The 22,144-nt window shown below is 66.0% G+C and carries 21 protein-coding genes and 2 pseudogenes; 10 read left to right on the top strand and 13 right to left on the bottom strand.

The window, feature by feature from the left end; translation table 11 throughout:
- Positions 1–188: 188 nt before the first annotated feature.
- The 6 genes and pseudogenes from HZS63_RS12535 to HZS63_RS13860 all read right to left on the bottom strand — a co-directional run.
- Positions 189–896, bottom strand: a pseudogene (locus tag HZS63_RS12535) (IS1380 family transposase); the annotation flags it as partial.
- A gap of 74 nt (positions 897–970) precedes the next feature.
- Positions 971–1,744: a DeoR/GlpR family DNA-binding transcription regulator gene (locus HZS63_RS12530; protein WP_180684346.1), complete on the bottom strand. Its 774-nt coding sequence runs from the start codon at positions 1,742–1,744 to the stop codon at positions 971–973.
- Entirely contained in the window at positions 1,741–2,820 is a 1,080-nt protein-coding gene (locus HZS63_RS12525) for an ABC transporter ATP-binding protein (protein ID WP_180684345.1), read from the bottom strand. The genes HZS63_RS12530 and HZS63_RS12525 overlap by 4 nt, the downstream gene beginning before the upstream one ends.
- 32 nt (positions 2,821–2,852) lie before the next feature.
- Positions 2,853–3,683, bottom strand: coding sequence for a carbohydrate ABC transporter permease (locus HZS63_RS12520; RefSeq protein ID WP_180684344.1), 831 nt, complete (start codon positions 3,681–3,683; stop codon positions 2,853–2,855).
- 2 nt (positions 3,684–3,685) lie between these two features.
- A complete protein-coding gene (locus HZS63_RS12515; protein ID WP_180684343.1) occupies positions 3,686–4,618 on the bottom strand; it encodes a carbohydrate ABC transporter permease in 933 nt (310 codons plus the stop codon).
- Between the two features lie 7 nt (positions 4,619–4,625).
- Complete coding sequence (locus HZS63_RS13860) at positions 4,626–5,954, bottom strand: ABC transporter substrate-binding protein (protein ID WP_219339189.1); 1,329 nt, start codon at positions 5,952–5,954, stop codon at positions 4,626–4,628.
- Between the two features lie 149 nt (positions 5,955–6,103).
- On the opposite strand from HZS63_RS13860, the gene HZS63_RS12505 reads away from it, so the two are divergent.
- Entirely contained in the window at positions 6,104–6,826 is a 723-nt protein-coding gene (locus HZS63_RS12505; RefSeq protein ID WP_180684342.1) for an HAD-IB family hydrolase, read from the top strand.
- Here HZS63_RS12505 and HZS63_RS12500 read toward each other — a convergent pair.
- Positions 6,810–7,049 (bottom strand): annotated as a pseudogene (locus HZS63_RS12500) (transposase); the annotation flags it as partial. The gene HZS63_RS12505 and the pseudogene HZS63_RS12500 overlap by 17 nt on opposite strands.
- Before the next feature lie 205 nt (positions 7,050–7,254).
- On the opposite strand from HZS63_RS12500, the gene HZS63_RS12495 reads away from it, so the two are divergent.
- On the top strand, positions 7,255–7,647 hold the full coding sequence (locus tag HZS63_RS12495) for an HPF/RaiA family ribosome-associated protein (RefSeq protein ID WP_425505962.1): 393 nt from the start codon (positions 7,255–7,257) through the stop codon (positions 7,645–7,647).
- 3 nt (positions 7,648–7,650) lie between these two features.
- Here HZS63_RS12495 and HZS63_RS12490 read toward each other — a convergent pair whose 3' ends face one another.
- Genes HZS63_RS12490 through HZS63_RS12470 form a run of 5 tightly spaced genes read right to left on the bottom strand, consistent with a single transcriptional unit; the run spans position 7,651 to position 10,776 of the window.
- Positions 7,651–8,211: a DUF3299 domain-containing protein gene (locus tag HZS63_RS12490; RefSeq protein WP_180684339.1), complete on the bottom strand. Its 561-nt coding sequence runs from the start codon at positions 8,209–8,211 to the stop codon at positions 7,651–7,653.
- On the bottom strand, positions 8,201–8,443 hold the full coding sequence (locus tag HZS63_RS12485; protein ID WP_180684338.1) for a hypothetical protein: 243 nt from the start codon (positions 8,441–8,443) through the stop codon (positions 8,201–8,203). Before HZS63_RS12485 ends, HZS63_RS12490 begins: the two co-directional genes overlap by 11 nt.
- A 4-nt stretch (positions 8,444–8,447) precedes the next feature.
- A complete protein-coding gene (locus HZS63_RS12480) occupies positions 8,448–9,659 on the bottom strand; it encodes an ABC transporter permease (RefSeq protein WP_180684337.1) in 1,212 nt (403 codons plus the stop codon).
- Positions 9,656–10,300, bottom strand: coding sequence for an ABC transporter ATP-binding protein (locus HZS63_RS12475; protein WP_180684336.1), 645 nt, complete (start codon positions 10,298–10,300; stop codon positions 9,656–9,658). Before HZS63_RS12475 ends, HZS63_RS12480 begins: the two co-directional genes overlap by 4 nt.
- Entirely contained in the window at positions 10,297–10,776 is a 480-nt protein-coding gene (locus HZS63_RS12470) for a Fur family transcriptional regulator (protein ID WP_180684335.1), read from the bottom strand. Before HZS63_RS12470 ends, HZS63_RS12475 begins: the two co-directional genes overlap by 4 nt.
- A gap of 115 nt (positions 10,777–10,891) precedes the next feature.
- Here HZS63_RS12470 and guaD point away from each other — a divergent pair, with 115 nt between their 5' ends.
- The 5 genes from guaD (at position 10,892) to HZS63_RS12445 (ending at position 17,108) form a co-directional block, all read left to right on the top strand.
- Positions 10,892–12,211, top strand: coding sequence for a guanine deaminase (gene guaD, locus HZS63_RS12465; RefSeq protein WP_180684352.1), 1,320 nt, complete (start codon positions 10,892–10,894; stop codon positions 12,209–12,211).
- 152 nt (positions 12,212–12,363) lie between these two features.
- Positions 12,364–13,839 carry an efflux transporter outer membrane subunit gene (locus tag HZS63_RS12460; protein ID WP_180684334.1) on the top strand — a complete coding sequence of 492 codons (1,476 nt, stop codon included), beginning with the start codon at positions 12,364–12,366 and terminating at the stop codon, positions 13,837–13,839.
- The gene (locus HZS63_RS12455; protein WP_180684333.1) at positions 13,826–15,163 is read left to right on the top strand and encodes an efflux RND transporter periplasmic adaptor subunit; all 1,338 of its coding nucleotides are present in this window, start codon (positions 13,826–13,828) and stop codon (positions 15,161–15,163) included. Before HZS63_RS12460 ends, HZS63_RS12455 begins: the two co-directional genes overlap by 14 nt.
- Positions 15,160–15,900 (top strand): ABC transporter ATP-binding protein, encoded by a 741-nt coding sequence (locus HZS63_RS12450; protein ID WP_180684332.1) that lies wholly within the window; start codon positions 15,160–15,162, stop codon positions 15,898–15,900. The genes HZS63_RS12455 and HZS63_RS12450 overlap by 4 nt, the downstream gene beginning before the upstream one ends.
- Positions 15,900–17,108, top strand: a complete 1,209-nt coding sequence (locus tag HZS63_RS12445; protein ID WP_180684331.1) for an ABC transporter permease — start codon at positions 15,900–15,902, stop codon at positions 17,106–17,108. Before HZS63_RS12450 ends, HZS63_RS12445 begins: the two co-directional genes overlap by 1 nt.
- A gap of 60 nt (positions 17,109–17,168) precedes the next feature.
- Here the strand turns inward: HZS63_RS12445 and HZS63_RS12440 are convergent, their stop codons facing one another.
- On the bottom strand, positions 17,169–17,654 hold the full coding sequence (locus tag HZS63_RS12440; RefSeq protein WP_246316359.1) for a DUF192 domain-containing protein: 486 nt from the start codon (positions 17,652–17,654) through the stop codon (positions 17,169–17,171).
- Positions 17,655–17,821: 167 nt separating this feature from the next.
- Between HZS63_RS12440 and icd the strand changes: the two genes are divergently transcribed.
- The 3 genes from icd to clpS all read left to right on the top strand — a co-directional run bounded on the left by icd (position 17,822) and on the right by clpS (position 22,090).
- Complete coding sequence (gene icd, locus HZS63_RS12435) at positions 17,822–19,075, top strand: NADP-dependent isocitrate dehydrogenase (RefSeq protein ID WP_180684330.1); 1,254 nt, start codon at positions 17,822–17,824, stop codon at positions 19,073–19,075.
- 254 nt (positions 19,076–19,329) lie between these two features.
- Entirely contained in the window at positions 19,330–21,567 is a 2,238-nt protein-coding gene (locus HZS63_RS12430) for an NADP-dependent isocitrate dehydrogenase (protein WP_133596542.1), read from the top strand.
- Positions 21,568–21,742: 175 nt separating this feature from the next.
- A complete protein-coding gene (gene clpS / locus HZS63_RS12425) occupies positions 21,743–22,090 on the top strand; it encodes an ATP-dependent Clp protease adapter ClpS (protein ID WP_133596540.1) in 348 nt (115 codons plus the stop codon).
- Positions 22,091–22,144: the final 54 nt, after the last annotated feature.

Genomic DNA, 22,144 nt, shown 5'->3' with positions numbered 1-22,144 from the left:
GGTGGTTTGCAAGTGTGGCTTCAAGACGTTCACTCCGGTGGTCCCCTCGTTGGTGAGGGGGTGAAAGTAACGTCCTGCCTGTCGGCCAGCGGGCGACCAACATGCCAAGCTCAATGCATCAGGTCACCACTGGTCAGGTGGAGCAATTTGGGTGGCCATAAGTGGAGCACTTTGGGTGGCCGCCGGGGGCCCGAATCCCCACGAAACACGATGCGCACGTCGGGCCACTGCGCGCGCAGTCGGCGCACCAGTAGTTTCAGGATGGCCGCCGTATGGCGTGCGCCATCGATGTTGCTGGGCCGCAGGTACGCGCACAGCAGTTGCTGGCCGCAGAACACGTACAGCGGCAGGTAGCAGTAACTGTCGTAGTAGCCGTGGAAGAATCGGCCCTCTTGCTGGCCGTGCAGCGGGTTGTCGGTGGCGTCGAAGTCCAGCACCAACTCCTTGGGTCCGGTATCGAAACTGGCGATGAACTGATCGACCAGCACCTCGTGCAGCCGCCAGGCCGTGGCGCGATCAGCCCATTTCTCCAGGCGGCACAGGGTGGGCGCACTGGCAACCTCTCGGTCCACGCCCACGGCCGTTTGCAGGGCCACATCTTGGCGCAACGCGCAGTGATCGTTGAGGTCTTCCCAGCCCAGTGCCAGCCCGTACACCCGCTGGCGCAACATGTCGCGCACACCGTGTTTGATCAAGAGCGGGCTGCGCGGATCGGCGATGCAGCGTGCCGCCGCATCCATCAACCCCAGCTTGCGATCGACCTGAGCCAGCAGCATCACGCCGCCATCACTGGTCATGCTGCCGCCGTCGAATCGACCCTCCACCACACGCCTGCCCAATCGGCCAAAATCCAGCGTTCCAACGTCCATTTTCTCGGTACAGTTTGGCCTCGGCATTGCCCGATCGTTTGATCAAGATTCGGTACCTCGATTTTCGAGCACTCAAGGGCAATGCCGTCCTCTTTTGCAGGTCAGGCGTCGGCTGTCACCACCTGCACATCGGCGGTGGCGCGTGCGAGGTCGGGCGGCAGCGCCTGGTCGGTGACAAGCACCTGCACGTTCTTCCAAGGCAGGCTGGTGATCAGTCCGGGAGCCTCGAACTTGCTGGCATCGGCCACCACGATCACGGTGCCGGCATGCGGACAGACGGTTTGTTTGAACTCGACTTCGAAGGGGTCGAAGTCCAGGCAGCCGCCCCGCGCGCTCAGTGCCGCCACCGAGACGATCAGATAGTCGGGGTGCAGTTGCGCCGCGAAGCGCAAGGCGCTGGCGCCGGCCAGGGTCATGTCGCTGCTGCGCAGGGTGCCACCCGGCAGCATCACGGTGTGGCGCTCGCCGCTGGGCGCCAAGGCGCGCGCCACCTCCAGCGAGGGTGTGGCGACTCTCAGCCCCCGGCGTTCGGCCAGTGCCTCAGCCACGAAGCACGCGGTGCTGCTGTTGTCCAGCACCAGGCTGGCGCCGTCGGGAACCAGGGCCGACACCTGCCGGGCCAACCGGCGCTTGGCAGTGACGTTGCTGCGCAGGCGCAGTTGGAAGGGGGACTCCTGCACATCGCGGTGCAGGCTCACGCCGCCATGGAACTTCTGCACGACGCCGTAGCCGGCCAGGGCCTGCAGGTCGCGCCGCACCGTTTCACCCGAAACCGCTATGCGCTGTGCCAGTTCGGACGTGGTGATGGATGGAGTGGTCCGCAAAATCTCGACGATGCGCTCCTGCCGCGCACTCAGCTCAGGGGTGACGCTCATGGGCACTCCGCCAGTGCAGCGCCGGTCTGGCCGTCAAAGACGCGCAGTCGCGACAGGTCGGGGGTCAGCAGGATGGGCTGTGCCGCCTCCAGCGCGACATCGGCAGGGGTACGCACCAGCACATCGTCGTCACCCACGCGGATCTGGGCATAGGCCTCTGCTCCCAGGCGATCGACGCGCTGCACCACGCCGAGCCAGTGCAGCGGCCCGGCCATGGTGGCGCTCGGCGCGGCCGCCAGGTCCAGCTCTTCCGGCCGCAGGCCCAGCACGGTGCCGGGCTTGAGGGCGGCGTCGCCATACCGCTGGTTCAACCAGTTGCGCGCGGCTGCCGTCCCGTTGGGAACCGGCAGGAAGTTCATCTCGGGCGAGCCGATGAACGAGGCGACGAAGCGTGTGGCGGGCCGCCGGTAGACCTCCATCGGCGCGCCCACCTGCTGCAGCCGCCCGCCGTCCATCACGGCGATGCGGGTGCCCAGGGTCATGGCCTCGACCTGGTCGTGCGTGACGTAGACGATGGTGATGCCCAGTTCGGCGTGCAGGCGCTCCAGCTCCGCGCGCATGTGGGTGCGCAGCTTGGCGTCCAGGTTGGACAGCGGCTCGTCGAACAGGAAGACCTTGGGCTGGCGCACCAGCGCGCGGCCGATGGCCACCCGCTGCCGCTGGCCGCCAGAAAGTTCGTTGGGCCGGCGCTGCAGCAACTCGGTGATGCGCAGCCGGCGGGCGGCATCCTGCACGCGCTGGTCGACCTCGTCGCGCGACAGGCGGCTGGTGCGTAGCAGTCCAAAGGCCATGTTCATGTAGACCGTCATGTGCGGGTACAGGGCGTAGGACTGGAAGACCATCGCGATGTCTCGCTTGTGCGGTTCGACGTGGGTGACGTCGCGGCCGTCAATGAACAGGCGGCCTGCGCTGATGTCCTCCAGGCCGGCGATCATGCGCAGGGTGGTGGACTTGCCGCAGCCGGACGGGCCGACCAGCACCATGAACTCGCCCGCCTCCACGTCGAGGTCGAGGCGATCCACGGCAACGTGGTCACGGTAGCGTTTGCTGATGCCTTGCAGGGAGATGGCAGCCATGGGTGAAAGTCTGGATGTGGCGGTTGAAGAGCCTACTTGAGGCCGGCATGCATAAAGCTGTCGACAAAGCGGCGCTGGAAGATCACGAACAGCAGCAGCAGCGGCGAGATCACCACCATGGTAGCGGCCATCAGGCGCGGCCAGTCGGCGCCGCTGTCGGCCTTGGCCAGCAGGCCCAGGCCGATGGGCAGGGTGCGCACGGCTTCGCTGTTGGTCACCAGCAGCGGCCACATGTAGTCGTTCCAGTGCGTCACGACTGAGATCATGCCGAACGCTACCAGGGTGGGCTTGACCAGCGGCAGGTAGACGTGCCACAGCGTGGCCCAGTGGCCGCAGCCGTCCAGCCGGGCGGCGTCGGCCAGATCGTTGGGAACCTGACGGAACGCCTGACGCAGCATGAAGGTGCCGTAGCCGCTGGCGATGAACGGCACCATCAGCGCCCACAGGCTGTTGAGCAGGCCCAGCTCACGCACGGTGATGAAGTTGGTCAGGAAGGTGGCGTAGATCGGGAACATCACCTGCAGCAGGAACAGGCCGAACAGCCAGTCGCGCCCCGGGAAGCGCAGCCGCGCGAAGGCATAGGCTGCCAGCGTGATGGTGGTCAGCTGCGCCAGCAGGATACCGCCGGTGACCAGCACCGAGTTGAGCAGATAGGTGCCAAACGGCGCCACCGCCAGGGCTGCCGGGTAGTTCTGCCATTGCAGCACCTGGGGCAGCAGACCGGCGCTGACGTCAAAGATCTCGGCGCGTGTCTTGAGCGAGGTGATGAACATCCAAGCCAACGGACTGAGCCACAGCAGCATGGCCGGCAGCAGCAGCCAGTGCATCCAGCGGGAACGGTCGAACAGTCGGTGTGCAGGCATGGTCAGCGCCCCAGGTAATGCACGCGTCGCCCCAGCGTGAGTGCCACGACGGCGATCAGACCGCCGATCACCAGCAGCAGGATGTTGGCGATCGCCGAGGCGGTGCCGATGTCCTGGAACTGGAACGCGTTCTGGTAGATGTAGAAGGTGAGCACGTTGGTTGCGTCGGCCGGGCCGCCCTGCGTCATCACGAACACGTAGTCGAAGATCTGGTACGAGTGCAGCACGCCGATCACCACCACGAAGTACAGCGTCGGAGAAATCAGCGGCACGGTGATGTGCAGCAGCTGCCGGAATCCGGAAACGCCGTCCAGCCGCGCCGCCTCGTACAGGTCGCGCGGCACCAGCTGCAGTGCGGCCAGCAGGATGAGCATGAAGTAGCCGGCGTATTTCCAGATGCTCATGAAGATGATGGCCGGCAGCGCCCACTGCCGGTCGTACAGCCACTCCAGTTTGGGCAGGCCGAGCAGTTCCATCAGGCCGTTGATGGGGCCGTAGCCCGGCGCGTACAGGAACACCCACACCATGCCGGCGGCCACCGACGGGATCATCACCGGATAGAAGAAGCTGGCGCGGTACAGCGCCGTGCCGCGCAGACCGCGGTCCAGCGCCACGGCCAGCAGCAGCGCCAGGGCAATCGAGGTGGGCACCGTCACCACCATGTAGATGACCGTGTTGCGCAGCGATTGCCAGAACAGCGCGTCGTGCCAGAGCCGCTGGTAGTTCTCCCAGCCGACGAAGAAGATCGCCGACGAGCCCAGCTGCACGTCGAAGAAGCCGTAGACGAGCGAACGCAGGATAGGCCAGTAGGTGAACGCCGCCAGGAACAGCAGCGACGGCGCGAGCATCACCAGCGCGGTGAGCTGCTCGCGCCGCCGCTGGCGGCCCCGGGCGATGGACACGGTTTCCCGCGGGGGAGCCAGGGGGCCGGTCATGCTGTCGTCAAGCGCGGCGGCGTGCCACGCGCTGGATCTCGACGTTGGACTTGGCCGAGGCCTCGCGCAGCGCGACATCGGGTTTCACCTCGCCCGCCAGCGTGCGGTCGATAGCGCTCTTGAGGTATTCACGCACCTTGTGGTAGCCCGGCACCTGCAAGAAGGCGCCGGCCACCTCGGCCGTGACCAGTGCGGTGCGCGACTCGGGCACCTTGGCCACGTGGGCCTTGAGCGCTGGGGTTTCCCACGACGACTTGCGCGCCGCCAAGTAGCCGGTGTCGATGCACCACTGGGCCTGGTTGTCGGTGTTGGTCATCCAGCGGGCGAACGTCCAGGCGGCGCGCTTGTGCGCATCCGGCTGCTTGCGTGCGATCAGGATCGGGCCGCCGCCCATGGTGGAGCCCATCACCTTGCCGCGCGGCATGGGTGCCACGCCGACCGGGAAGGACGAGGACTTGAGGATGTTGGTCATCGAGCCGGTGGAGTGGTAGAGCATGGCAGTGCGGCCGGCCATGAAGTCGTTGGCCGAACTCTCCCAGGTGGAGGCCGCCGGCATCAGCTTGGCCTGCGTCATGCGCTGCCAGAACTCCAGCGCGTGCAGGCTCTCGGGCGCGTCGAACATCACCTTGTCCTTGCTCCAGAAGACCAGACCGTTCTGGCGTACAAAGCTCTCGAAGATCCAGTCATGCCAGCCGCCGCCGATGGTCAGGCCCCACTGCGAGACGGTATCGCCCTGGCGCACTGTGAGCGCCTTGGCCGCAGCTTCCAGCTCGGTCCAGTTGGTCGGTGCAGCCTTGAGGCCGGCGCGTTCGAAGGCAGCCTTGTTGTAGTACAGCACCGGCGTGCTGCACTGGAACGGCAGGCCGTAGAGCTTGTTGTCGGAGATGCAGGTGCCCAGGAAGCCGGGCATGAAGTCCTGGTAGATGTCGTCGGCCTTGGCCAGAGCAGTCACATCCTCCAGGGCGCCCATGCCCAGGAAGGTCGTCAGCATGGAGTTGATCGGCAGCCAGGTGGCCGGCGGATCGCCGACACCCAGAGCCGTCATCACCTTCTGTTCGGTGTTGTCGTAGCTGCCGGCGTAGATGGCCTCCACCTGGATGTCGCTATGGGCGGCGTTGAAGCCGTTGATCATGTTGGTGACCAGGCGGTTGATGTCACCCGACACGCCGACGGGGTACATGAAGGCCAGCTTGACCTGCTGCTGCCCGGTGGCAAACAGCGGCATGCCGCCCAGCATGGCGGCGGCGGACACGGCGGCGCTGCTTTTCAGAAACTGGCGGCGCGGGGCGGCGAGCCCCGCGGTCGGTTGCGACAGGGCGGGAACAGAATGGGACATGGTGGGGACTCCTTCGTGGCTAGGTGGATGAAACATCGCAGGCACGCCATATCCTCGGGCACGACCATGACAAACATGTGAAATCCATACAAACACGACAATTTCCACACGGATTTGTGTATTTGCGTCTGAAACGCGCATAAACAGCCGTGGCCATATCCCCTTCCTCGTCCCTTGTTCCGCCCCTTGCCCTGCCGCCTCTGGCTTTGTTCGACCTCGACCACACCTTGCTCGACGGGGACGGGGATGACCTGTGGTGCTGTTTCCTCGTGCGCCATGGCCTGCTGGATGCCGGTGTGGCGGCCCTCAACGAGCGCATGGGCGCCGAGTACCGTGCGGGCCGGGTCAGCGTTGAAGACTTCAGCGCGTTTTACGCCGAGTTGCTCGCGGGGCGCTCGCCGGCTTTCTGGGCGCCCTGGCAGGACCGGTTCCTGGTGGAGGAAATCCGCCCGCGGCTACCTGCGGCGGCGCGCGCCATGGTGGCCTCGCACCAGGCGGCGGGGCATGTTCTGGTGCTGACGACGGCCAGCAACAGCGTGATTGCGCAGCGCACCGCGACGGAACTGGTCTTCGAGCGGTGGCTGGCCACCGAGCTGGAGCTCGTCGATGGCTGCTTCACCGGGCGTGTGCAAGGCGTGCCCAACATGCGCGAAGGCAAACTGCTGCGCCTGCAGGCCTGGCTGGCCGAGCAGGGCCTGTCGGCCAGCGTGCTGCCGGATGCCTGGTTCTACAGCGATTCCATCAATGATCTGCCGCTGCTCAGCGCAGTGGGCCACCCCGTCGCGGTGGATCCCGACGCCATCCTGCACCAGCATGCGCTGGCGCAGGACTGGCGCAACCAGCGGTATTTATCCATTATGCGGCGTACTTGACCTTGGGGTCTTGGAAGAAGGCGCGCACCGCATCTGGCCGCTGCTCGAGATCCTTCATGTGGTTCTCGGTTGCCTGCTTGAGCTTGGTCTTGGTGCGCAGTGCAACCCGCGATCCCTGCGCATGCTTCAGACCTGCATTGAGTCGCTCGTCGGGATTCAACTCAGGGCTGTAGCTCGGCAGATAGAACACTTCCATCTGCTCGACGTGTTCGGCCAACCTCTCGTTGGGTGACGGAATGGGTGGCCTCCCTCGTGGAGAGAGGCCTGGGACGCAAAGGGTTTTGCAGCGCTGCTCAGAACGGGGCGGACGCCCACCAGGGCGGGCGAGCCATCTCCGCACTGCTTCGCGTCAGACCCCTGCCGATGGGGCCGCAAGCCGGCTTGCTTGCGATAGACTTCACAGAACTTGGGCCGTCTCCTCGGCTCCCATGTTTTCCGGCTCCAAGCATCAGCCGTTTTCAACTCAGGAAAATCACCTTATGCAAATTCAGCTCAACACCGACAGCAGTGTCCAAGGTTCCGATTCGATGAATGAGTGGGTTCAGCGCGAGTTAACCGAACGCTTGGCGCGCTTTCGTGACCACATCACCCGCATCGAAGTCCACCTGAGCGACATCAACGGTGACAAGGGCGGGGAATTGGACAAGCGCTGTCTGCTGGAGGTGCGTCTGGCAGGGCGCCAGCCGATGGCGGTGACACATGTGGCCGGCAAAGTGGCCGATGCACTGACCGGTGCCTGCGAGAAGCTGCAGCATGCGCTCGACACAGCCCTGGGACGCGAGCGTGATGCCAAGCGCCGCGACACCATCCGCGGCGCCTGAACGTCAGCGCACGGCCACAGCTTCCGTGAGCCGGTAGTAAAACCCGAAAGTGTCGTTCTGGAGGACGTGAAAACGTCCTTCGAGGACCAGCCCTTCCATGGTGTAGCGGATGGGCGTGCGCGCGCGCACCTGCACGATGCTTTCGGCGCCTCCGGGGGTGCAGAAAGCGCAGGTCAGCGGGACCGAGGTGAGCAGGAAATGCGTCTGGCGCTCCCCGGGGTCCAGCGGTGTCATGAAGCCCTGCAGCCGCACCGTTCTCTGGTTCAACGCCAGGATGGCCGGAGCGTACACCTGCACCAGGCGTGATTTCTCCACCCGCTGCTCCACCTGCGCCAAGGTGGACCAAGGCACGACATCGTCGCGCTTGGGCAAAGGGGCGAAGGGGCTCAAAGGGCTGTGGTAGCCCTCTCCATGTCCGCCCGTGAGCGGGTGGGTGTCGGCGCCTGCAGGTGCCGGCTGGGCCCGGATCTGCCCAGGCAGGCCCAGTACGAAGGGGGTCAGGCTCAGGGCGGCTCCGAGCCGCAGGCAGGCTCGGCGTCTGGCCAGCAGGGGCTCAGTGGGCATGGCGCATGCCGCAATACTTGCCAATGGCCAGGCCCCGGCAGGCGGCTTGCAGTTCCTGCAGGCAGACTTTTTCGCCTCGACCTGATTCCAGGCACTGGGCGGCCGCCTCGTGGGCAGCGGCCATGGCCCGGTGGCGCTTGATGTCTTCCTCGATCTGTTTCTGCGTGTGTTGGGCCCAGGCGGGCAAGCCGACGAAGCCGGCGGCGATCAGGGTGAGGAGGGTTTTCTTCATGGGCTCATCTCCGGTTGAGAAGGGTCATCACGTCCAGCTGCCAGGCACGCCATGCGGGCAGCAAGGCGGCCAGGGTGGCCAGAACCATCGCGGCGATGGGTATCCACCCGAGGGTGGGTGTCCAGCGCCATGCTTGCAGCAGGCTGTCGGCACCGGGCGGCAACCAGAAGCCCAGGACCGACAGCAGCAGTTGGGACAGCACCAGGCCAGCGGCCGCAGCGGGTAGGGCCAGGCACCAGGCTTCCACAAACAGCAGACCCACCACACGCTTGGGTGGGGCGCCGAGCATGCGCAGCATGGCCAGATCGGCCTCGCGTTCGCGCACGGCCGACCACAGGGCCACGAATACCGAGAGTCCGGCCATGAGCAGCAGCGTCAACCCGAAACCCTGTAATACCTGGGTGCCCGCACCCAGCATGGCGAGCAGGCGGGTGATTTCGCTGGCCGGAGCGGCGGCCTGCATGGAGGTGGCCTGGTTGACATATCGGGGAAATGTGACCGCCGCCAGCGGCGTGCGATAGGTCACGAGGGCCAGCGTGATCTCGCGGTCGGTTTGCAGCGCCTCACGCTCTGCAGGGCTCATGTCGTCGTAGCCATGCAGATCGTCGTGGACCTGCCAGACGGATTCGGTCGCAGTCAGGACCAGACGGTCCAGCACGCAACCACAAGGCGCCAGGATGCCGCTGACCGTATACGGGGTTCCGTCATGGGCCTCACCGCCCGCCCCCAGACCGTGGATGCCGACGAATGCCTCGCCAATGCCCAGCCGTGTGGCGTGAGCGACCTGTGCGCCCAGCACGGCCTCCATCGGTGTGGCCCACAGCCGACCTTGCGCGATGTGCGCTGCGTAGTGGTCGACATAGGCGTGTGTGGTGCCTACGATGCGGTAACCGGCCAGGTTGTCGCCCAGGCTCAGCGGGATGAGCTGCGCCACATGGGGGTGTTGCCGCAGCCGATCCACCTCCTCAAGCGCGATGTTGCCGGGCGGTACGTCCAGATGAAACACCCCCGCCAGGATGAGCTGAAGCGGGCTGCCCTTGGCACCGATGACGGCGTCGATTCCCGCCAGGTCGCGCTCGAAGGCCCGCTCGATCTGGTCCTGAGCGCTGAACACGAAGGCCATGGCGGCGAAACCGAGCGCCAGCATCAGGGCGTTGAGCGCCGTCGTCAGCGGGCGTGCGCACAGGTAGCGCCACGCCAGGGTAACGATGTTCATGCGCCGCCCTCCAGCCACAGGGTGCGGGCATCGGGCAGGGCCTGGACGGCCCGCTGGTCGTGGGTGGCCACCACCAGCGTGCTGCCCTGCTGCGCGGCCTGTTCGTGCAGCAGGCACATGGCTTGCCGGGCGTTGTCGTCGTCCAGGCTGGCGGTCGGCTCGTCGGCCAGCAGCACGGCGGGTTGAGGAAGCAAGGCCCGGGCCAGCGCCACGCGCAGAGCCTGCCCGCCGGAAAGCTGGTGGGGCCGCAACCCGAGCAGCGTTTGTAAGCCCAGCCGGTCGATCAGGCGCTGCTCATGGGCGGGGTCCGGCGTGTGCCCACTGGCAAAGGCGACCAGTTTCAGATTGTCGGCCACCGTCAGGGCGGGGCTCAGGCGCGCGCCTTGGGGCAGGAAACCCACGGTGCGGCTGCGCCAGGCATCGCGTGCGGCCTGGGGCAGGGTGTTTGGCTGTACGCCGTGCACGGTGAGCCAGCCTCCGGTCGGCGTCAGCAGGCCAGCCACCAGGGCCAGCCAGGTGGACTTTCCACTGCCCGAGGGGCCGCGCAGAAGCAGCGTTTCACCGGCTTCTAGGCGGATGTCCGGGTAGCGCAGGGTGGCGCCCCCGGGCCAGGAGAGGACAAGTTCGCGGCTCTCGATCATGCGGCCGGGGTGGAGCAGCCGGCACAGGTGCCGTGGATGGTCAAATCCAACCGCTGGACGCGGTGTCCCATGGCGGCAAGCGTGTCGCGCAGGGTCTGGGCGACATGGGCCGTTTCGGTCTGGTTGGGCTGCAAGGGCAGCAGGCGGTGGCACGCATCGCATTCGAAACGTGGGTGCAGTTCATCTGCTGTGTCAGCCAGCGCCCAAGAGAAGCGCCACAGGCGGTCGGCTGGATCGGGATGGCGTTCCAGCAACCCACAGGTGGCCAGCCGGTCGAGCAGGCGATACAGTGTCACGCGGTTGATGCGCACGCCTTCGCGCTGCAACCGTTCCAGCACCTCGGCATGGGACGGCCCCCAGCCTGGGTCCTGGGCAAACAGGCGCAGGACCGCGCGGGTGGCGGTCGTCAGGCGCAGGCCGGCGCGGTGTAAGCGCGCGGACCATTCGAGGGTGAGGGCGTCGTGGTTGGAGGCCATAGGGCTTGTTGATGCAACTCGGTTGCAAAAGTTCCGGTATTATCCGTGATCATTTCGCCGACGAGCGGTATGCCGATCGGCGTCTGGCTTGGGTCGGGTTAAGCTCGCGGTCATGATGGAAGCATGTCGTGCATCGCTGCTCTGGTTCGACCCCTTGGCAGACGGCCCGCTCGCGCGGTATGAATCGGATGGTCTGCTCGTCGTCGGGTCGGGGCCGGCGCCAGGTTCGCCCCAGCGGGTGGTGGACGTGGGGGCCTGGAACGACCTGGCGCCCCGCTATGCGGATGTGCCGGTCACGCACTGGCCCGGGCGGCTGATCACCCCCGGGTTTGTGGATCTGCACATTCACTATCCCCAGCTGGACGTGATCGGTTCGCCGGCCGATGGCTTGCTGCCTTGGCTGGAGCGTTACACCTTCCCCCACGAGTCGCGGTTCCACGATCCGGCCTATGCAGCCAGCGTGGCCGAGGTGTTTCTGGACGAGCTGCTGCGCAACGGTGTGACCACGGCCCTGACCTTTGCCACCTCCCATCCAGCCTCGGTCGATGCCTTGATGGCGGCCGCCGGTGGGCGCGGGATCAAGCTGGTGGCCGGCAAGGTGTTGCAGGACCGCCACTCACCCGATGGGGTGCGCGACGAAACGGAACAGAGCCTGATCGACACCGAACGGCTGATCCAACGTTGGCACGGCCAAGGGCGGCTGGGCTATGCCATTACCCCACGTTTTGCCCCGAGCTGCTCCGATGCCCAGATGCGGGGAGCGGCGGAGCTGGCGGCACGATACCCGCAGGTGTGGATCCAGTCGCACGTGGCGGAAAACCTCGACGAGGTGCGCTGGGTGCGCGAGCTGTATCCTTCGGCGCGCAGCTACCTGGCGGTGTACGGTGATTTCGGCCTGCTGCGTGAGCGGGCGGTGTACGCGCACTGCATCCATCTGGATGACACCGATCGCGCCCTCATGCGCGAGACCGGCGCCGCAGCGGCCGTGAGCCCCACGAGCAACCTGTTCCTGGGCAGCGGGTTCTTCGATTACGCCAGTGCCGACCGGGCTGGCATGCGCTACGGACTGGCCAGCGATGTGGGCGGGGGTACCAGTTTCTGCCCCTTTCACACCATGCTTGCAGCCTACCATGTGGGGCGGGCCAGCGTAACCGGGGGAGGGTTGGCCAAGCAGGGGTTGAGTCTGGCACCCAGCCACTTGTGGTGGCAACACACCGCCGGGGCCGCTGCTGCCATGGGGCTGGAGGGTGTGACGGGCAATCTCGCGCCGGGTTGCGAGGCCGACTTTGTGGTCCTCAATCCGCAGGCCAAGCCGCTGCTGGCACGCAAGTGGTCGCAGGCGGATTCGCTCGAGGAAGCGCTGTTCGCGCTCATCGTGCTGGGGGACGACCGGGTGATCGAGCAGGTCAGGCCGGCCGTCCGGCCCGCCGCTTGACTCGTCCCATGACACTCGCCACTTACCCCGGCATTTACCCCAGCATTTACCCCGGCATTTACCCCGGCACTTTACACAGACTTCACACCCGGCTTGCCGTTGCGGCACGTCACTGCATCACACTATACAGGTGTCAATGATGTAGGCACACCATGCCCCGATTTACTCAACCCTTGTCGAACGTTTTCCGCTGGGCGGGCCCTGCCGCATGGGTGCTGGGCCTGTCGGCCTGTGCCTCGGTATCCCCGCCTGTCGCCGATGCGCCGGTTGCTGCACCGCTCGCCGCAGTGTCGGCGTGGCAGGCGCCCATACCCTCGTCCATGTCTGACACCGCCCCTGACGACGCCCGGAAGCCAGCCCGGTGGTGGCGCGTGTTCAATGACGACGCACTCACCGCCTTGGTGGAGCGCGCCCTCGAGACGCACACCTCGGTGCGCAGCGCCTTGGCGGCGCTGGAGCAAGCGCGTGCTCAGCGCGACCTCACGGCCGCGGCGACGCTGCCCAGCCTGGGGGCCAGCGCCAGTGCCCAGCGCGCAGCCGCTGGCAGCGGATCGGCTTCGAGTGTTTTCCGTGCCGGCCTGGATGCCAGCTGGGAGATCGACGTTTTCGGTGCCCGGCGCCAAGGGCTGGCGGCCAGCGAAGCGGAGGTGTTGTCCAGTGCCGCCCAGCTGGGGCAGGCCCGCGTCACGTTGGCGGCCGAAGTCGCGCTGACCTATCTGGAATGGCGGGCCCAGCAGCAGCGCCTGCAGGTGGCCCGCGACAATCTCGCGTTACAGGAAGCCTCGCTCCAGCTCACGGCCTGGCGGGTCCAGGCGGGGCTGGCCTCCCAGATCGATCTGGAGCAGGCCCGCACCACGGTGGCCCAAACCCGCGCCGGCGTCGCGCCGCTGGAGGCTGCCGTGGCCCAGAACCGCAATGCCCTGGCGGTGCTCGTCGGCTTGCCGCCGCAGGCCGAATTGGGTCTGCCGCTGGGGGGAAGCATTCCCATGGCGGCCGCCACTTTAGCGGTGGGCATACCTGCCGACACCCTGCGGCAGCGACCCGACATCCAGGCGGCGGAGGCCCGTGTGCTGGCCGCCCTCGCCCGGGCGGCCCAGGCTGAAGCGGCACGTTATCCCAGCTTCAGCATCGGGGGCTCGCTCGACTGGCGCGCCCCGCGGCTGACGGACCTGTTCGACACGGGCGCGCTGACCCGGGCGCTGATTGCCAGCGTCAGCGCCTCCCTTTGGGACGGCGGGGCCAACCAGGCCCAGGTGCGGGTGCAGCAAGCCGGCGTCGAGCAGGCCCGCCTGGCGCTGGAGGCGGCGATGCTCCAGGTATTTCAGGAAGTGGAGGCGGCCCTACTGGCATTGCAGGCCAGCCAGCAACGCTTGGCGCACCTGGGCGATGCCGCCGAGGCGGCGATTCAGGCCGAAACCCTGGCCCGGCACCGCTACGCCAGTGGACTGGTGGATTACCTCGTCTTGCTCGATGCGCAACGCACCCGCCTGACGGCCGAGAACGAACTGGCCACCGCCCGGGCCACCTGGAGCGCCGATCACGTGCGCCTGTACAAAGCGCTCGGCGGTGGCTGGAGCCGCGACACCTTGAACACCGATCTTGAAGCCATTGCCCATGACCCCCGCTGACACGTCCCCTTCTGCCGCTTTGAATCAGTTGCTCGGTAGCGAGCGGCGTCCGCCTTGGTACCGCCGCCCTTGGCCGTGGCTGCTTGCTGCCGTGTCGTTGGCGTTGATCTGGGCTTGGGCCGCCTGGCAGGCTGAGCAGGCCCGGCAGGCGGCCCCCGTGTTCGTGACCGAGCCGCTCACGCGGGGGGATCTCACGCTCACGGTGTCGGCCAATGGCACCCTGCAGCCGGTGCGGGCGGTCAACATCGGTAGTGAACTGTCAGGCACGGTCAGGGAAGTGCTGGTCGATGTGAATGACCAGGTCAAGCGCGGACAGGTGCTGGTGATCCTGGACACCGCCACGCTGGAGAACCAGGTCAGCAACGCCCGCGCGGCGCTGGCCGCAGCCCGTGCCCAGGTGAACCAGACCCAGGCCAGCCTGCGCGAGAGCGAGGCGGCGGCCCGGGAGTCGGTGGCTCAGTTGGCCCGGTTGGAGGAGGTGCACCGCCTGTCCGGCGGCCAGGTGCCTTCCGCGGCCGAACTCGATGCCGCCCGTGCCGATGCGGAACGGGCCGAGGCGACCGTCCTGCGCGTTCGGGCCAGCGTGGTCAGCGCTGAAGCCGCCGTGGAGCAGGCGCGCGCCAATCTGGCGACGAACGAAACCAACCTATCGAAAGCCTACATTCGTTCGCCCATCGACGGGGTGGTGCTCTCGCGCTCGGTGGATCCGGGCAATGCCGTGGCCGCCTCCCTGCAGGCCGTCACGCTGTTCACGCTGGCGCAGGATTTGCGCGAGCTCAAGCTGGATGTCAATGTGGACGAGGCCGACATCGGCGTGGTCAAGGAGGGCCAAAAAGCCACCTTCACCGTGAGCAGCTACCCTGCGCGCCGCTACCCCGGCCAGGTGCAGCAGGTGAATTTCGGCTCCACCATCACCGACAACGTCGTCACCTACACCACCACGCTGGACGTAGACAACAGCGATCTCAGCCTGCGCCCCGGCATGACGGCCACCGCCAACATCGTCGCGGTGGAGCGGACCGGGGTGCTGCTGGTGCCCAACACGGCGCTGCGCTTCATGCCCCAGCTCGACGAGCCCCAAGCCCAACCGTCCAGCGTGCTGGCGCGCATGATGCCGCGTGCGCCGGTGTCGGCCCCGAAAACCGTGCGCTTCGACCGCCGCGCCGGCCCGCGCCAGATTTGGGTGCTGCAGGACGGCCAGCCCGTGGCCATGACCGTGGTCACCGGCATCAGTGACGGGCGCCAGACCGAAGTGTCGGGCGAAGGCTTGGTCGAGGGCTTGCAGGTGATCACCGAGCAGCGCCGAGGAGGTCGCGCCCGATGAGTGACCGCTGCGCTGATGCGCTGATCTCGCTGCGCGGCGTCACCAAGGTGTACGGCCAGGGTGCCACGGCCTTCCTGGCCCTCAAAGGCGTGGACCTGGACATTCGGGTCGGTGAGTTCGTGGCCATCATGGGGCCGAGCGGTTCGGGCAAGTCCACCGCCATGAACCTGTTGGGATGCCTGGACCGGCCCACCGGCGGTGAATACCGTTTCCATGGCGTGCCCGTACAGGGCCTGGACCGCGACGGGCTCGCCCGCCTGCGCCGCAAATTCTTCGGCTTTGTGTTCCAGGGCTTTCACCTCTTGCCCCGTACCACGGCGCTGGAGAATGTCGAGCTGCCGCTCATCTACCGGGGCGAGAAGCTGGGGCCTCGGCGTGAGGCGGCGCGCCGTGCCTTGGCGGCCGTGGGCCTGTCGGGCTGGGAGCGCCACACACCGGCCGAGCTATCGGGCGGGCAGCAGCAGCGCGTGGCCATTGCTCGGGCCATCGTCACCGGGCCGCAGGTGTTGCTGGCCGACGAGCCCACCGGCAACCTCGACACCCAGCGCAGCCATGAAATCATGGGGCTGATCCAGCGCCTGAACCGCGAGCAGGGCATCACGGTGCTCATGGTGACGCACGAGGCCGATATTGCCGCCTATGCGGCGCGCATCGTGCGTTTTGTGGATGGGTTGGTGGCGTCTGATGAGCCCAACCCACACCCGGTGCAGGCTGCCGACCACGAGGAGACCGCCTGATGTGGTTCAACACCCTGGTGCTGGCTCTGCGCTCGATCCGGCGCAACCTGTTGCGCTCCTTCCTCACCGTCCTGGGCATCGTCATCGGCGTGGCCGCGGTGATCACCATGGTCACCGTGGGCAATGGCGCCACCTTGGCGATCCAGAACCAGATCGCCGGGCTGGGCACCAACCTGCTGCAGGTGCGCCCTGGGCAACGCATCGGCCCCGGAAGCGGTGGGGCTTTCGCGCCGGCTTTCATCGCGGCCGATGCCACGGCCATCGCCCAGCAGGTGCCCGGCGTACTGGCGGCAGCTCCCGAATCGCGCACCGGCTCCGTCGTGGTGGCGAACGGGCGCAACTGGTCGAGCAGCATCATCGGCAGCACCAACGACTGGATGATCACCGGCAACTGGACCCTATCGGATGGCCGGACCTTCACCGAAGACGAACAGCGCGTGGGGGCGGCCGTGTGCATCATCGGCGAGACGGTGCGGCGCGAACTGTTCGGTCCCAGCCCCGCCATCGGGGCCACGGTGCGGGTGCGGCAGGTGCCGTGCGAGGTGGTGGGTGTGCTGAACGCCAAAGGGCAGGGTGCCTTCGGCAACGACCAAGACGATCTGGTCTACATGCCGCTCAACACCTTCCAGCGCCGGGTGGTGGGCCACACCCGGGTGGCCACGTTGCAGGTGTCCATGATGGATGGCGTAGAGCCGGAAATCGTCAAGGAGAGCATCGTCCAACTCATGCGTGAGCGCCGCAAGCTGTCCGAGACCGACGAAGACAACTTCAACGTGCTCGACACCCGGCAACTGGGCGAAACGCTGTCTGGCACCACCCGCGTGTTGACCATGCTGCTCGGGGCCGTGGCGGCGGTGAGCCTGATCGTGGGGGGCATAGGCATCATGAACATCATGTTGGTGAGCGTGACCGAGCGTACCCGTGAAATCGGTCTGCGGCTGGCCATTGGCGCGCTGGAGCGCGAGGTGCTGCTGCAGTTCCTGATCGAGGCGGTGGTGCTGGCCGCGCTGGGCGGTGTGATCGGCATGCTCCTGGCAGTGGGCGCCAGCGTGGGGCTGTCGGCGCTCATGAACGTGCCTTTCGTGTTCAACCCTGGTGTGAACGTGTTGGCCTTTGCGTTTTCGGCCGGCATTGGTGTGGTGTTCGGGTTCTTCCCGGCCCGCCGCGCCGCCAGGCTGGACCCGATCGAGGCCTTGCGTCACGAATGAAGGGCGGGCGTCCTCCCGCCGGTCATGACGCCGACCTGCTGCGCAACGGCCCGCTGTTGCTCAGCGGGGGGTGAACACATCGCCGCGCAAGCGGTCGCCTGCCTGGATGCCACGCTTGGCAAACCAGCCCTGATGCATCTCCAACACGAAGCGCACCGGCTTGGCCGAGCAGTGCGAATCGGTGGTCAGGGGCTGCATGTCGGCCAGGTTGACGATGGTGCCGTCGTCCTCGATGAACGCCGCCGTCAGCGGCAGGTAGGTGTTCTGCATCCAGAAGCACTGGCGTTGCGGCTGCTCGAAAACGAAGAGCATGCCTTCGTTGGGGGCCATGTCTCGCCGCCACATCAGGCCGATCGCCCGCTGCTGATGCGTATTGGCCACCTGCGCGTTGATGAGGTGCATGCCCGCCTGCAACTGTACCCGCGGCAGGTTGAGTTGCGGCTGTTGGGCGGCAGCGGGCCACGCCAGCCACCCGGCGAGGGCCAAGCCCAGCGCCAGCAGCCAGTGCCAGCGGCCGGCGGGGTCGATACGAGGCGGCGAGGGCATTCGGTCTGGTGTGTGCATCCGTGTGGGCATGGCAGTCTTGGCGTGATGGCGGGCGGGCGACCAATTTCTGGCTAGAATTTTCATGACCGGGTCGCCTTCATGCTGAGGATGCTATCGCACCCCGGGAAGTTTCTGCGCCCCTTCCATCCACAGGAGACCGATTCCCCATGTATCAGCACATTCAGGTGCCTGCACAAGGCCAGAAAATCACCGTCAACGCCGACATGTCCCTCAACGTGCCGGATGAGCCCATCATTCCCTATATCGAGGGTGATGGTACCGGCGTGGACATCACCCCCGTGATGCTCAAGGTGGTGGACGCCGCCGTGGCCAAAGCCTACGGTGGGCGGCGCAAAATCCACTGGATGGAGGTCTATGCGGGCGAGAAGTCGACCCAGGTCTATGGCCCCGACGTGTGGCTGCCCGAGGAAACCCTGCACGCGCTCAAGGAGTATGTCGTCTCCATCAAGGGCCCGCTGACCACCCCGGTCGGCGGCGGCATCCGCAGCCTCAACGTGGCCCTGCGCCAAGAGCTGGACCTCTACGTCTGTCTGCGTCCGGTGCAGTACTTCAAGGGCGTGCCATCCCCCCTGAAGGAGCCGGAAAAAACGAACATGGTGATCTTCCGGGAGAACTCCGAGGACATCTACGCCGGTATCGAGTACCCCGCGCAAAGCGACAAAGCCAAGAAACTCATCAAGTTCCTGATCGATGAAATGGGGGTGACCAAGATCCGCTTCCCCGAAACCTCGGGCATCGGTATCAAGCCGGTCTCGATCGAGGGCACCGAGCGCCTGGTGCGCAAGGCCATCCAGTACGCGATCGACAACGACAAGCCCTCCGTCACGCTGGTGCACAAGGGCAACATCATGAAGTACACCGAAGGGGGCTTTCGCGACTGGGGCTATGCCCTGGCCAAGCGGGAATTCGGCGCGGTGGAGATCGACGGCGGGCCGTGGTGCAAGTTCAAAAACCCCAAGACAGGCCGCGAGATTGTCATCAAAGACTCGATCGCCGACGCCTTCCTGCAGCAGATCTTGCTGCGCCCGGCCGAGTACTCGGTGATCGCCACGCTCAACCTCAACGGCGACTACATCTCCGACGCGCTGGCCGCGCAGGTCGGCGGCATCGGCATCGCGCCGGGGGCCAACCTGTCCGACAGCGTGGCCTGCTTCGAAGCCACGCACGGCACCGCGCCCAAGTACGCCGGCAAGGACTACGTCAACCCCGGCTCCGAGATCCTGTCTGCCGAAATGATGCTGCGCCACATGGGCTGGAAAGAAGCCGCCGACCTCATCATCAGCAGCATGGAAAAGGCCATCCAGAGCAAGAAGGTCACCTACGACTTTGCCCGTCTCATGGAGGGCGCGGAGCAGGTCTCGTGCTCGGGCTTTGGCCAGGTGATGATCGACCACATGTGACCCGACGGGCCTCGCCCCAGGGCCTTTTCCCAACAGCCGAGCGGCCTGCGCCCTCGGCTTTTTTCTTGTCCGTTGGTCGGGTATCCGCTCCTATATCTTATATATGACCCATAATAACGGCCGAGCACAGTGCAAAAGTATTTTTTGCTATGTGAAAGTCTGCAAGGCGCTTTCCCGTTTTCAGGGGTCCGATGGCCGTCGTGACGCATCTGCAGGCCGACTCATCGTTGCAACCCCTCTCACAAGGAAGGCCCATGTCTGCCCATCCAGCGAACATCATCTACACGCTGACCGACGAAGCTCCCCGTCTGGCCACCGCGTCTTTCCTGCCCATCGTCCGCGCCTTCACCGAGCCGGCCGGCATCGCCGTCAGCGAAGCCGACATCTCGGTGGCCGCCCGCATCCTGGGCGAATTCCCCGACTTCCTGCGCGAGGACCAGCGCGTGCCCAACACCTTGGCCGAGCTGGGCAAAAAGACCCTGCAGCCCGATGCCAATATCATCAAGCTGCCCAACATCAGCGCATCCGTGGCGCAACTGGTGGCGGCCATCAAAGAGCTGCAGGCCAAAGGCTATGCCGTGCCCGATTACCCGGAAAACCCCAAGACGGACGAGGAGCGCGAGATCAAGCGCCGCTACGGCAAGTGCCTGGGTTCGGCCGTCAACCCGGTGCTGCGCGAGGGCAATTCCGACCGCCGCGCGCCCAAGGCCGTCAAGGAATACGCCCGCAAGCACCCGCACCACATGGGTGAATGGAGCCAGGCGTCGCGCACGCACGTCTCGCACATGCACCATGGCGACTTCTATCACGGCGAAAAATCCATGACGCTGGATCGCCCGCGGCGTGTCAAGATGGAACTGATCACCCGCAGCGGCCAGGCCATCGTGCTCAAGCCCGAGGTGCAGTTGCAGGACCGCGAGGTCATCGACAGCATGTTCATGAGCAAGAAGGCACTGCTGGAGTTCTATGAAAAGCAGATCGAAGACGCCTACAAGACCGGGGTGATGTTCTCACTGCACGTCAAGGCCACCATGATGAAGGTCTCCCACCCCATCGTGTTTGGCCACTGCGTCAAGATCTTCTACAAAGACGCCTTCGCCAAGCACGGCAAGCTGTTCGACGAGCTCGGCGTCAACGTCAACAACGGCATGGTGGACCTCTACAACAAAATCGCCACCTTGCCGCAGAGCTTGCAGGAAGAAATCAAGCGCGACCTGCACGCCTGCCATGAGCATCGCCCCGAGCTGGCGATGGTGGATTCGGCCAAAGGCATCACCAACTTCCATTCGCCCAACGACATCATCGTGGACGCTTCCATGCCGGCCATGATCCGCAACGGCGGCAAGATGTACGGGGCCGACGGGCGCCTGAAAGACGTCAAGGCCGTCATGCCCGAATCCACCTTCGCCCGCATCTACCAGGAGATGATCAACTTCTGCAAGTGGCACGGCGCGTTCGACCCCCGCACCATGGGCACCGTGCCCAACGTCGGCCTCATGGCCCAGCAGGCCGAAGAGTACGGCAGCCACGACAAAACCTTCGAGATCCCGGAAGACGGCGTGGCCAACATCACCGACCTGGACACCGGCGAAGTGCTGATGAGCCAGAACGTGGAGCAAGGCGACATATGGCGCATGTGCCAGGTCAAGGACGCCGCCATTCGCGACTGGGTCAAGCTGGCGGTCAACCGGGCGCGGCACTCGGGCATGCCGGTCGTGTTCTGGCTCGATCCCTATCGCCCGCACGAGGCTCAGCTCATCACCAAGGTCAAGATGTACCTGCACGAGCACGACACCACCGGCCTGGACATCCAGATCATGAGCCAGGTGCGCGCCATGCGTTACACGCTGGAGCGCGTCATCCGTGGGCTGGACACCATCAGCGCCACCGGCAACATCCTGCGCGACTACCTGACCGACCTGTTCCCCATCATGGAACTGGGCACCAGCGCCAAGATGCTGTCCATCGTGCCGCTGATGGCTGGCGGCGGCATGTACGAGACGGGCGCCGGCGGCTCGGCGCCGAAGCACGTGCAGCAGTTGGTGGAGGAAAACCATCTGCGCTGGGATTCGCTGGGCGAGTTTCTGGCGTTGGCCGTCTCGCTGGAGGATCTGGGCATCAAGAACAACAATCCCCGCGCCAAGCTGCTGGCCAAGACGCTCGATGCGGCCACCGGCAAGCTGCTGGACAACAACAAGTCGCCCAGCCCCAAAACCGGGCAGCTCGACAACCGCGGCAGCCAGTTCTACCTTGCCCTGTACTGGGCCGAGGCGCTGGCCGCCCAGACCGAAGACGCCGAGCTGGCCGCCAAGTTTGCGCCCCTGGCACAGACGCTGGCGGCCAACGAGCAGCGCATCGTCGAGGAGCTCAACGCCGTGCAGGGGCGGCCGGTGGACATCGGCGGCTACTACATGCCCGACCCGCAGAAGCTCGCCCAGGTGATGCGGCCCAGCGCCACCTTCAACCAGGCGCTGGAGGCGCTGACGGCCTGACGCGCCAGGCCGCCGTCTGCGCTCCGGCAGGGCGGCTGCGTCAGGCGCCGACATCGTGCCGGCCCTTCAGCCACGTTTGGCCACCCGCCCTGAGGGGCGAGGTGGCCATTTTCATGGTGGGCGCGGGGCAAGGGCTGCTGCAGGAACAGGGCGCAATCGCTAGAATCGAAATACCATGGCAACGACCCCTCGACAACCCGATCTGACCCCCCAAGTCCCCGCCGGGGACGATGCGGTCGTGCTCGAACGCCAGAGCCAGCGCGTCGAGCCGCCCAAGATGTACCAGGTCGTCCTGCTCAACGACGACTTCACCCCCATGGAGTTCGTGGTGCTGGTGCTGCAGGAGTACTTCAACAAGGACCGCGAGACCGCCACCCAGATCATGCTCAAGATCCACATCGAAGGGCGGGGGGTGTGCGGCGTGTTCACCCGCGACCTGGCCACCACCAAGGTCGAGCAGGTGCTGCAGGCAGCACGCCACCACGGGCATCCGTTGCAATGTCTCAGTGAACCCGTTGAATAAGGCCGGAATTGCCCCATTTGCAACAGACCAGCGGCTGGAATCGCGGTAAATTAG

The sequence above is a fragment of the Tepidicella baoligensis genome (assembly GCF_013432195.1).
Classification (GTDB): Bacteria; Pseudomonadota; Gammaproteobacteria; order Burkholderiales; family Burkholderiaceae_C; genus Tepidicella; species Tepidicella baoligensis.
This window is presented reverse-complemented; position numbering and strand designations above follow the sequence as displayed.

Coding starts and splice junctions, on each gene's coding strand:
- HZS63_RS12450 (WP_180684332.1), top strand. CDS start 15,160: ATGAGTGACCGCTGCGCTGATGCGCTGATCTCGCTGCGCGGCGTCACC.
- HZS63_RS12490 (WP_180684339.1), bottom strand. CDS start 8,211: ATGCCCACTGAGCCCCTGCTGGCCAGACGCCGAGCCTGCCTGCGGCTC.
- guaD (WP_180684352.1), top strand. CDS start 10,892: ATGGAAGCATGTCGTGCATCGCTGCTCTGGTTCGACCCCTTGGCAGAC.
- HZS63_RS12495 (WP_425505962.1), top strand. CDS start 7,255: ATGTTTTCCGGCTCCAAGCATCAGCCGTTTTCAACTCAGGAAAATCAC.
- HZS63_RS12430 (WP_133596542.1), top strand. CDS start 19,330: ATGTCTGCCCATCCAGCGAACATCATCTACACGCTGACCGACGAAGCT.
- HZS63_RS12485 (WP_180684338.1), bottom strand. CDS start 8,443: ATGAAGAAAACCCTCCTCACCCTGATCGCCGCCGGCTTCGTCGGCTTG.
- HZS63_RS12440 (WP_246316359.1), bottom strand. CDS start 17,654: ATGCCCTCGCCGCCTCGTATCGACCCCGCCGGCCGCTGGCACTGGCTG.
- HZS63_RS12475 (WP_180684336.1), bottom strand. CDS start 10,300: ATGATCGAGAGCCGCGAACTTGTCCTCTCCTGGCCCGGGGGCGCCACC.
- HZS63_RS12455 (WP_180684333.1), top strand. CDS start 13,826: ATGACCCCCGCTGACACGTCCCCTTCTGCCGCTTTGAATCAGTTGCTC.
- HZS63_RS12520 (WP_180684344.1), bottom strand. CDS start 3,683: ATGCCTGCACACCGACTGTTCGACCGTTCCCGCTGGATGCACTGGCTG.
- HZS63_RS12470 (WP_180684335.1), bottom strand. CDS start 10,776: ATGGCCTCCAACCACGACGCCCTCACCCTCGAATGGTCCGCGCGCTTA.
- HZS63_RS12480 (WP_180684337.1), bottom strand. CDS start 9,659: ATGAACATCGTTACCCTGGCGTGGCGCTACCTGTGCGCACGCCCGCTG.
- HZS63_RS13860 (WP_219339189.1), bottom strand. CDS start 5,954: ATGTCCCATTCTGTTCCCGCCCTGTCGCAACCGACCGCGGGGCTCGCC.
- icd (WP_180684330.1), top strand. CDS start 17,822: ATGTATCAGCACATTCAGGTGCCTGCACAAGGCCAGAAAATCACCGTC.
- HZS63_RS12515 (WP_180684343.1), bottom strand. CDS start 4,618: ATGACCGGCCCCCTGGCTCCCCCGCGGGAAACCGTGTCCATCGCCCGG.
- HZS63_RS12445 (WP_180684331.1), top strand. CDS start 15,900: ATGTGGTTCAACACCCTGGTGCTGGCTCTGCGCTCGATCCGGCGCAAC.
- HZS63_RS12530 (WP_180684346.1), bottom strand. CDS start 1,744: ATGAGCGTCACCCCTGAGCTGAGTGCGCGGCAGGAGCGCATCGTCGAG.
- clpS (WP_133596540.1), top strand. CDS start 21,743: ATGGCAACGACCCCTCGACAACCCGATCTGACCCCCCAAGTCCCCGCC.
- HZS63_RS12525 (WP_180684345.1), bottom strand. CDS start 2,820: ATGGCTGCCATCTCCCTGCAAGGCATCAGCAAACGCTACCGTGACCAC.
- HZS63_RS12460 (WP_180684334.1), top strand. CDS start 12,364: ATGCCCCGATTTACTCAACCCTTGTCGAACGTTTTCCGCTGGGCGGGC.